Raw genomic sequence first — 11,302 nt, forward strand, 5'->3', positions numbered from 1 at the left:
GGTAAAGATACCGCCTAGAAGGCGGCGTTACGTAAGTCATGTTTACAGTGAAATAGCCTTGGACTGTAAAAGGCTCTCTCCTACCTGCAAATATTTTCCTGGTCTTTCTGGATCTGGTATATACCAAGCCGGATTTCCCTTCGGATCTCGTCCTAATTTTGCACCGGGAACAGGTGGTTGAGGGGAGGCGTTACCATTTGCTCCTGACCCTTGTTTTTGACCATTTCCCGCTAACTCAAGAGCCGTACTACCGTTACCTGGTGAAGGCAAAAAGCCTTCTGCTTGCATTTCTGCAATGCTTTGCTTAAATGTGGCGATGACAAATTCCAGATCGGCATCTGAATGAGCGATCGTCAAGAAACAAGGGCGATGATCCCAAATATGAATTCCCTTTTCCCGCAACCAATAAAATAGCAATTCTCCTTCTACAAATTCTGGTGGGTAGATAACTTTAAAAAGAGATCCAAAATTTTTCGCTTGGAAGGGAACCTGCATTTGCTCAAACAAATTATTGAGTTCGGCTGCTAGTTTATTGGTTTTTTGATTGAGCGATTGCTGCAACTCTGGGCCGCATTTCTTCAAATACTCTAAAGCTGCTTTCGCCGCTGCTAATACCAGCGGATGGCGGACAAAAGTACCTGCAAAATAGGTGACACCAACTTCAGGAAATGAGCGATCGCCATATTGCCAGAAACCACCATCGAGAGCATCCATAAATTTGCGATTCCCAGCAATTACCCCAATCGGTAAACCAGCACCCACTACTTTTCCATAGGTGGCGATATCTGCTTTCACATCAAAATAAGCTTGAGAACCACCGGGATGAATTCTGAAGCCAGTAATCACTTCATCCATGATGAAAGCTGAACCCGATTTTTCGGTAATTCGTCGCAATTCATGGAGGAATTCTTTAGGTTGAAGATCGGGACGGCGACTCTGCACTGGTTCTACCATAATCGCGGCTAATTCATCGGCATGATTTCTTAAAATTTCCAGAGATTCAGGTTCGCCATAATCCACGATTAACACATTTTCAACTGCTTCTGGCATAATTCCTGGGGAGGCGGGAATTGACCGTAATTTTTTCGTTCCCCGCACGATTACTTCATCAAAAATGCCGTGATAAGCACCAGAAAAAATGGCAATTTTATTACGTCCCGTTACGGTTCTGGCTAGGCGCATTGCACCTAAAACTGCTTCCGATCCTGTGTTACAAAATGCCACGCGCTCTAGCTTAGTTAATTCGCAAATCAGTTCAGCAACTTCTCCAGCGAGAGGGGTTTGCGGCCCAATTTCATAACCTTGTTTGAGTTGTTCTTCAATTGCTTGGACAATAAAGGGTGCGGAATATCCAAAAAAGTTCGAGCCGAAACCGTTGGTTAAATCTAGGTACTCATTACCGTCTAAATCCCAAAGTTTTGAACCCAAGGAACGATTGACTACAATCGGGTAAACAATCTCCTTATAAGTGGGATTAAAACCTGATACTGTGCGCGGATCGGCGAGGTGGTGACGGTGCGATTGAGCGTACTTTTTAGAGCTGGGAGTTTTGGCGGTATATCGGTTGATAAATGCCTCGAATTTTGCTTGTTGTTGGGAATTTAATTCTCTTCCCTGAGTGTTGATTCGCGCCGCAGCACCAAAGGGTTTTTTCTCTTCGGTTGGCGGGGGAGAATTTTGTGCTATTGGGGCGCTGCTAGTGCCATTACCGGTCGGAGCAGGTGATAAGATTGGAGGCGACTGTTGGATAGTTTGAGGAGTAGAAACTGGCAGTGCAGATGGCAGGGAGGATGAATGGTTATTTCCCAACAAGTCTAGTTGCTTGGACATCAATTGCAACTGTTGAGCCACGACGGATTCTAGAGAACCGGGTTGAGTATTTGCTATGGGTACTTGGTAGTTGGTAGTTGGTAATTGGTAATTGGTATTTGGCAATTGGTTTTGATTTTCTTGTCTGATTGCTTGAGGTGGCGGAGGCGCTAATTCGCTGACAGTTTGTGGTAAAATTGGCGCGGTTTCCTGTGGTGCGGGTAGGACTTCCGGTGGCAAATTTCCATCTAGGAATTCTGCTAAGCTATCGAGGGTGGGGAAATCCTCTAATAACTGACGAAATGTGATTTTGATGTTGAATTTTTTCTGCAAAGCAGTTCCCACTTGCGTCAAAGCTAGAGAATCTATTCCCAATTCTACGAACAAGGTTGCAGCATCAGCAATATCAATTTCTAACCCCGAAGTTTCTTCGATGACTTCTTGTAATAAGGGAAAAATTCTCTCTTTGCGCGATTGAGTTTGATTCGCTAGGGATGTTTGCATGGTGGATGAAGAATGAGTAATGGGTAATGGTAATTTTTGGGCGGAGGTGACAGGAACTTGGGCTGCTGATGGGATGCTAGCAATAGGTTCTACCCAGTAGCGTTTCCGTTCAAAAGGATAGGTGGGTAAGGGAATGAGACTGCGGGTTTCTTCAGCATAAAAACTCTCCCAGTCGATCGCCCTACCCGCCAGCCAAAGTTGTCCAACGGCAGTTAATAAAGCTGACCATTCACTATTATTAACTGCGGTATCGCTGAGGGAAGAAATTACTACTTGTTTTTTCAAGTCTTTGGCTTGTTTGCGAGCTAAGGTTGCCGCTGTTGTTCTAGGGCCAACTTCCAATAAAATTAGGGTAGAATCGTTTTGCCATAATTCCTGTACTCCTTCTGCAAAGCGTACTGTTTGCCGCAAATGTTTCGCCCAGTATAGACAATCTGTTGCTTGTTCTGCTGTAATCCAGCTAGCAGTAACAGTAGAAACAAATGGAATTTGTGGTGGTTTAAGTTCTACTTGTCGGACATAATTAGCAAAGGTGTCAATAATCGGTTCCATCATCGGTGAATGGAAGGCGTGAGAGGTATGTAAATGTTTGCAGGTGATACCTTCGCTTGCTAGTTGGCTTTCTAAGGCTGCGATCGCATCTGTTGCACCCGATGCTACACACAAAGATGGGCCATTAATCGCTGCGATGCCTACGGCAAGCTTCGCTAACGCCACTTCCGCACTCAACCGCTGTTCTAAAGTTGCAGCCGGTAGGGCCACTGACAGCATGGAACCAGTGGGAAGACTCTGGATCAACCGCCCCCTGGTTGCCACTAACATTAAGGCATCTTGCAAGGAAAATACCCCAGCTAGACAGGCGGAAACAAATTCACCAATACTATGACCGATGGTCGCTTGAGGTTGAATCCCCCAACTCATCCACAGTTGAGCTAAAGCATATTCAACAACAAATAAAGCCGGTTGGGTAAAACAAGTTTGGCGTAACTGAGTCGCTGCGGCTTCAGCATCATCACTGTTAGGGTAGAGTATATCCCGCAAATCTAAGCCCAGATGGGGTTGCAACAGTTCCGCACATTCGTCTACTGTGTCTCGGAATACAGCCTCAGTCTCATAGAGATTCAAGCCCATATTGACATACTGCGACCCTTGCCCCGGAAACATGAACGCAATCGGGCGCTGTTTCGCGTCTGTCTGGCGAGTGGCCGACTGTTGGGGAGGGAGACTATCTAGTACCTGTAAGGCATCTTCTCGGCTGTTACAGACCGCAAAGCGGCGATGATTAAAGGGTTTGCGACCGATTTTCAGGGTGTAAGCAACATCCGCGAGATTGAGTGCGGGATCTTGCTGCAAGTATTCCCGTAAGTTAGCTGTGGCCGCATCTAAGGCCGATGGGGTTTTCGCTGAGAGTAAGAGTAATTGCCGGGGACGAGAGGGGCCAGAGGGTGTGACTGGAGGCGCTTCTTCCAAGACTGCATGGGCGTTTGTACCCCCTACGCCGAAGGAACTGACACCGGCCCGTCGAGGTGTGGGGCCGGCTTTCCATTCGGATAAAGTGGCATTGACGTAAAAGGGACTGTTGGCAAAATCGATTTTGGGATTAGGTTTTTCAAAGTGCAGCGTAGGCGGGATGAGTTTATGGTGAAGAGAAAGGGCGGTTTTAATCAAACCAGCAACGCCTGCACCAGCGATTGTATGTCCGAAGTTGCTTTTAATGGTGCCGATCGCGCAAAATTGTTTTTTCTGAGTTTGAGCGCGAAAAACTTGAGTTAAAGCTTCAATTTCAATCGGATCTCCAAGGGGTGTAGCAGTTCCGTGTGCTTCGATATAGCTAATAGTTTCGGGTTCTATGCCGGCGAAGGATTGGGCCATTGCGATCGCGCCTGCTTGACCGTCTACACTGGGGGCGGCGAAGCTCACTTTTCCCGCGCCGTCGTTATTGGTGGCCGCACCTTTAATGACAGCATAGATATAATTGCGGTCTGCGATCGCATCTTCTAAACGCTTGAGTACCACCACCCCTGCACCATTTCCGAATACAGTACCCTCAGCATTTGCTTCAAAGGAGCGAGTATAGCCATCATTAGAAAACATTCCCCCGTCTTGGTACAAATAGCCGCTATTTTGGGGAACGGTGACGGAGATACCACCTGCGATCGCCATATCGCATTGATAACTCAGTAAACTGTAGAAAGCATTACTAACTGTGACTAATGAAGTCGAACAAGCAGTATAGATATTAAGACTCGGCCCCTTCAAATTCAGTTTATAGGAAGTGCGGGTAGTCAGAAAATCTTTTTCATTGGCGACCATTGCTTGAAATGCACCAATCGCCTCGATTAAATCTGGTCGTTTAGAAACATTATTAGCGAAATAAGTGTTATTTCCCGTTCCGGCAAATACACCGATTAAACCTTTATAAGTATCAGGATTACAACCCGCTTTTTCTAAAGCCTCCCATGCCATTTCTAGAAAAATTCGCTGCTGCGGGTCGATAATTTCAGCTTCGCGGGGATTTATCCCAAAGAAATCTGCATCAAATTTATCCGCATCTTTAATAATCCCTTTCGCTTTGATGTAGTTTGGGTCAGATTTTAGTTGGCTATCAATACTGGGGTCAAGTTCAGCATCAGTTAAAAATGTCGTAGATTCAACACCATTGCATAAATTCGACCACAATTCATCAAGATTGGTTGCGCCTGGAAAACGCCCAACCATCCCGATAATTGCTACACCTTCATATTCTTGTGAATTAGTCATTAAGTTATTAATCTCCTTCAGTCTATTCGTAACGCCGCCTTCTATAGCGGTTCTCAAGTAAGTGAGGTACGTAGTTGGGCTTTAGCCCTCTTAATAGTGGCTATATAATAAGTTTTGAGTTGTTAGGCGCTTACCTCACTTACTACATCATCGGAGGGCTAAAGCCCAACTACGTACCTCACTTCCTAGTAGGACGAAACCGAGCCATTGCTGACTTTTGTTTATCTCCTCGCTCTTGAAACTGTTCAGATGCAGAAACCTCATTTTTTCCCTGACTAGAGAGGTATTTTGCCAAGTCACTGATAGTAGGATACTGAAACACTTTAACTACTGGTAGATCGATATTAAGTTCTTGCCTGACTTTAGCAACTACTTGAAGGCTGAGCAGTGAATTGCCACCAAGCTCGAAGAAATTATCATCAATACCAACCTGCTCAAATTTTAACAGCTTACACCAGATATTGGCAAGTATAGATTCCCACTGATTTTGCGGAGCCGCATAACTCTGTTCTAAGTGCGGCCGCTGCGTATCTGGCGCAGGAAGAGATCGGCGATCGATCTTGCCACTAGGAGTTTGTGGTAGGCGATCTAGGGTGATAAATATTGAAGGAATCATGTAGTCTGGAAGTCTCTCAAGGAGAAACTTTCGCCAGTCACTAATGGCAATTTGTTGTTCAGTATTCAGGACAAGATAAGCTACTAATCGTTTATTTCCGGGTTCATCTTCGCGGGCTGTCACCACCACTTCTTTAACTGCGGGATGAGTAGCTAGGGCCGTTTCTATTTCCCCTAATTCGATGCGGAATCCCCGCACTTTAACTTGATTGTCAATCCGACCAAGATACTCAATATTTCCATCAGGAAGGTAGCGAGCTAAATCCCCTGTTTTATAAAGTCTTGAGTTGAAATCTTTGCTTTCCAACTCCTCTAAAAAGGGATTAGTAATAAATTTTTCATCTGTCAAGTCTGGGCGATGGAGATAACCCCTTGCTAAGTTCACCCCACCAATATATAATTCCCCTGGTATACCGACTGGTACTTTTTGCAAGTACCGATCTAGTACATACATTTGAGTATTACTAATCGGGCGACCAATAGAGGGGAGTGCTGGCCAATTACTAGGCGAACCTGTTAAGGTAAAAGCAGTAACTACATGACTTTCTGAAGGGCCGTAATGATTGTGCAATGTGGCGTTTTTAAGCTGAGAAAACAGGTGAGAAATTGCCGGACTAATTTGTAATTGTTCCCCGGCTGTGACTATTTCTCGCAGCGTAGTAGGAACTAATTCGTAGGTTTGGGCTGCTTCTGCAAGGTGTTGTAAGGCAATAAAAGGAAGAAAAAGCCTTTCAACTGATTGTGCCATCAGGAAGCCTAATAATTTACCCGCATCTCTCCGCAATTCTTCGGTAATAAAAACTAAGGTTCCACCAGCACATAAAGTTGAGAAAATCTCCTGAAAGGAGACATCAAAACTAAGAGAAGCAAATTGCAAAGTTTTGGCTTGAACGCTTAGACCAGAATTTTGAATTTGCCACAAAATTAAGTTGACTAAACCTCGATGTTCTAAAGCGACACCTTTCGGTTTACCAGTCGATCCAGATGTGTAAATTACATAGGTTAAGTTATGAGGATTAGCTCGATTAATGGGGTTTGTTTTGCTTTTTTGGCTGAGGGTTGACCAGTCTGTATCTAAGCAAATAGTTTTAGCTTGATGGGAGGGTAAATTGTCAACTAATTGAGACTGAGTAAGAATGACTGGAGCTTGAGTATCAGTTAACATGAATGTTAACCTTTCTGGAGGGTAAGCTGGATCTATGGGAACATAAGCACCGCCTGCTTTCAGAATACCTAAAATCGCGATCGCCATTTCTAAAGATCGTTCCAGACAAACGGCGACTAAAATATCTGGCCCAATGCCTAATTCCTGTAAGTAATCTGCGAGTTGATTGGCTCGTTCATTGAGTTGTTGATAGGTTAAATAAGAGTCAGGAGATTGGGAAGGAAAAGTAATAGCAATCGCATCAGGCGTGCGTTCTACCTGTTCCTCAAATAATTGGTGAACGCAGTAGTTAGTATGCTCTGTTTTGGTTTGATTCCATTGACATAATTGCTCTTGTTCAGCTACAGTTAATAACTGTAATTCTTTTAGAGGGCGATCGAGATTGGCGGCTATATTTTCTAGTAACGTTTTCAGATGACCTAGCATTCTAGCTATGGTATCGCCATCAAAGCGTTGAGCATCTGCTTCAATTTTGAGTGAAAGTTCTTCGCCACCGTATCCGTAAAGATTCAGGGGAAAATTAGTTTGTTCTAGGAGTTGAAATTCGCGCTTAACCCAATCACCACCTTGACCTTGTAAAAGCGAGTTAATCGGTTCATTTTCAAAGGTGACAAGGCTTTCAAATAAAGAAGTTCCACTGGAAATGTCGCTCCAAGCAATCGCTTCAATCAAAGGAGTATGTTCGTAGTCTTGCAATTTTTCCCATTGATTTTGGAGTTCTTGCAGCCAAATTTTTATATTTTTTTCTGGTGAGACATTGACTCGTAAAGGTAGAGAATTACTCAAAAAACCAACTATTGTATCTGCACCTTTGAGGGTTCCTTCGCGACAAGTTCGAGTATAACCAAACAAGACTTCTTCTTCACCACTATAACGACTGAGTAGCAGTGCCCATATTCCCAAAACAAGGGTATTGAGGGTGATTTTATGGGTTGGGGATAAAGCTTTTAAACTACAAGTGAGAGAGGGGGAAAGTCGAATTATTTCTGTTATACGCTTGGCTTGGATACTATCTCGAACAGAGGGGCGATCTACTATTAACGGAGTGGGTGTACTGAAGCCTTTAAGGGTTTGTTTCCAGTAGGTTTCGGCGGGGGATAAATCCTGCTGTTGTAACCATTCGATGTAGTCTTGATAAGGATGGGGTGCTGCTAGTTGTAATTCTTGTTTTTGAGACAGGGCCTCATAAAAAGTGAAAACTTCTTTTAAGACAGTGGCGATCGCGTGACTATCTAGTAAAATATGATGGAATGTCCAAATTAGCTGGTAGTCAGCCTCGCCTTGCTGGAACAGGGCTAGACGCATCAAGGGAGGTTCTGCTAGGATAAAACCACGTTGGCGATCGCTTTGCAGATAGGTAGCGAGAGATTGAGTGCGATCGCTCTCCGATAAGTTTCGCCAGTCTTGAAGTTCGATTAGTATGTTTACTTGGGGATGTACTGTTTGCAACGGTTCCCCTGTTTCTGACCACCCAAAGCTAGTTCTTAAGGTAGTATGTCTCTCGATGACGAGATCCCAAGCTTGTTGGAAAACTGCAACGTTAAGATCGTGATGAAGGTGACAGAGTACCTGTTCAATATCTACACCGGATTGTTCCGCCTTGAGGTGGTGAAACAGCATCCCCTGTTGCATGGGTGATAGTTTATAGGAATAGCGATCGCTCATAATTAAATCCTTTTGAATAGTGATAATAACTTACGTAACGCCGCCCTCTGGCCAGTAAATTACCGCAGAGGGCGGCGTTACGAATCTTTCCTCTTTACACCTTATCCAAACACTCATTCAAAGCCTTGGCTAAGGACTGAACGCGAGGTTCTAAGATCAGAGTCTTATGATGTCCCGGAACTTCTACGATATCTACTCCACCAGCAGCTAAATCACCCCAGCCTAGAAAAGGCTCATAATATTCTTTTGTTGGTCGTTCAATTGCGCGTAATACAGTCACCTTCCCCGGATAAACTTTCGGCTCATAAGTGTATTGAGACTGAAAATTATTTGCCTCTATTAGCTTAAAATGCTCTGGGATTCCATCGCCATTTTTACCAGGGAACCACTGATAAAATTTCTTGACAATCTTCGCGCCTAATTTCTCAAACATCCACAGTATTCTATCAATGACGTACAAAAATTTATCCTTGAGTTTAAATCGTGAAAGATTTAAACGATGGATGTAAAACTGATAGGATAAAGGTGGAACATCTGTTGATACAGTTGGACTAAAGGTATCAAGTAAAGCCAGCAAACCAACTTTTTCACCAGCCGCCACAAGTTGCTGAGCAATTTCAAATGCCACAATTCCTCCAAAGGAGTGACCAGTCAAACAATAGGGCCCTTTAGGCTGGACGCTACGAATTTCTTTAATATAATCTCTTGCCATTTCTTCAATGGTAGTGTGAGGTTGGGATTTCCCATCAAGACCTCGTGATTGTAATCCATAAACAGGCTGATCCTGACCGAGATAATGTGCTACAACCTGATAAGAAAGCACATTGCCACCAACTGCATGAATGCAGAATAAAGGTCTCCTAGAACCGTTAGGTTGAATTGGGACTAAGCTCGACCAAGGAGCAGACCATTCTTGTTGCTGAAGAATGTTAGCAATTCCCTCAATAGTTGGGGTTTGAAAAAGAGTAGCTAGAGGCAGGGTTTTATCAAACTTCTCCTGAATTTTAAAGAACAAACGCGCAGCATTCAGTGAGTGTCCGCCTAACTCAAAGAAATTATCTTTGATTCCAATCGGCTTAATTCCTAAAGTTTCTTCCCACATCTTAGTTAGTTGAATTTCTAACTCATTACTAGGAGCAACAAAGGTTTTTTGTAAATTATACTCTTCTACTTCCACCACTGTATCCGGGTTTATTTGTCGGAAGTAAGGTAATGAGAATAGATGGCTACTAGGATCGCGGATAATGTTTTCCAAAACCCTCTGAAAATTTTCTAGAATCTCAGAAATATCACCCTCATTAAATAAATCAGTTTTGTATTTTGTCATGATCTTGAACCTCGATCCATCATAGAGGTTCAACCAACCTAAATCAAAATCAGCGGCTTGATTATCCAGAAACAAGGAGCTAATTTCAATACCCGGTAACTCCAACAGATTTGCGAAGGACTCTTCCAAACTAAATAAGGTTTTTGACAGAGAGATACGTGCTAAATTAGGCAATTCTGCAACCGTTTGAAACGGTAAATCTTGATGGTCATAGGCTCCTAAAACTCCTTCACGTACTCTTCCTAATAACTCCCGAAAACTGGGGTTTCCTGATAAATCAGTCCGCAGCACTACAATGTTATTAAAATACCCAACTACTCCCTCAGTCTCCGCACCCTTGCGGCCTGCACTTGGCAAACACATCACAAGGTCTTCTTGACCTGTATATCGATTGAGCAATATCTGAAATGCTGTTAACAGCGTCATAAATACAGATACACCTTCTTGGCGGCTAAGAGTTTCGATCGCAGTAGAAAATTCCTTAGAGAACTCTACAACTTGATAGCTACCTTGGGAACTTGGGGTCAGGGTTGCGGACTGAGAAGTGGGCAATTTTAGTAGGGGAATATTGCCACTTAATTGCTGTTTCCAGTAGGCTAATTGATTTTCTAATATTTCACCTTGCAACCACTGTTTCTGCCAATAGGCAAAGTCAGCATACTGGATGGTTAACTTTGACAAAGGAGAAGGCTGTCCCTGCAAAAATGCTTTGTAAAGTGTGCCCCATTCTTTCATCAATATTTCTAATGACCAGCCATCTGCAATTATATGATGTATGACTACCAGTAAAAGCCTTGCCTCGTGATTTAGTCTCACTAATTTTACTCGAAATAAAGGCCCCTCTTCCAATTTGAAAGGACGTTGAACCTCTTGGTTCAAGATTTGTAGCGCCTCTGGTTCTCGCTCAATTTCTGGGAGTTCTTCTAAGCTGATAATCGATAAAAGAGAAGGGACAAATTCAGCAATAATCTGTACGGGTTGGTTATCAACCAGTTTAAAGGTAGTTCGCAAAGCTTCATGACGTTGCAGAATTTCCACCCAACATTGCTCGAACATACTTTCATTCAACTCTCCCCGCAGGCGTACCGCAAATAGGAGGTTATACATTGGGTTATCGGGAGCAAACTGGTTTAGTAACCACAAACGTTCTTGAGCAAAAGAAAGGGGTAAATTCCCATCTCTGGGAGCAGGGTGAATGGTGACTGTGGGTGTAGCAGCTATCTCCTCAGCTTGGCGCAAGAAAGAGAGAATTTCGGCTTTGCGAGTGCTTAATTCTGTTCGCAATTCAGCAGTAAGAGCGTCCTTGGGAGCATTACAGGTTAAGCGATCGCCTTTCAATTGAATTTCTACGCCTAAACTTCGTAGATCTGTCAAAAATTCAGCGGTTTTCATAACTCAATTTCCTGATGGTTTTATCAATGTTGTTATATAGTAGAAGACCACGATTAACAGAGCAA

General features: G+C 43.6%; 3 protein-coding genes. All 3 read right to left on the bottom strand.

The annotated features are described in order from the left end of the window. Positions 1-42: 42 nt before the first annotated feature. The 3 genes from PY364_RS19535 to PY364_RS19545 all read right to left on the bottom strand — a co-directional run bounded on the left by PY364_RS19535 (position 43) and on the right by PY364_RS19545 (position 11,237). Positions 43-5,073 (bottom strand): type I polyketide synthase, encoded by a 5,031-nt coding sequence (locus PY364_RS19535; RefSeq protein WP_275525001.1) that lies wholly within the window; start codon positions 5,071-5,073, stop codon positions 43-45. 178 nt (positions 5,074-5,251) lie between these two features. Next, complete coding sequence (locus PY364_RS19540; protein WP_275525002.1) at positions 5,252-8,518, bottom strand: amino acid adenylation domain-containing protein; 3,267 nt, start codon at positions 8,516-8,518, stop codon at positions 5,252-5,254. 94 nt (positions 8,519-8,612) lie between these two features. Next, positions 8,613-11,237 (bottom strand): alpha/beta fold hydrolase, encoded by a 2,625-nt coding sequence (locus PY364_RS19545; protein WP_275525004.1) that lies wholly within the window; start codon positions 11,235-11,237, stop codon positions 8,613-8,615. Between the last annotated feature and the right edge of the window lie 65 nt (positions 11,238-11,302).

It is taken from the genome of Kamptonema sp. UHCC 0994 (assembly GCF_029167235.1).
Lineage (GTDB): Bacteria > Cyanobacteriota > Cyanobacteriia > Cyanobacteriales > Microcoleaceae > Kamptonema.

Bases quoted from the DNA above. Each gene is read 5' to 3' on its own strand.
- PY364_RS19535 (WP_275525001.1), bottom strand. From the start codon at position 5,073: ATGACTAATTCACAAGAATATGAAGGTGTAGCAATTATCGGGATGGTT.
- PY364_RS19545 (WP_275525004.1), bottom strand. From the start codon at position 11,237: ATGAAAACCGCTGAATTTTTGACAGATCTACGAAGTTTAGGCGTAGAA.
- PY364_RS19540 (WP_275525002.1), bottom strand. From the start codon at position 8,518: ATGAGCGATCGCTATTCCTATAAACTATCACCCATGCAACAGGGGATG.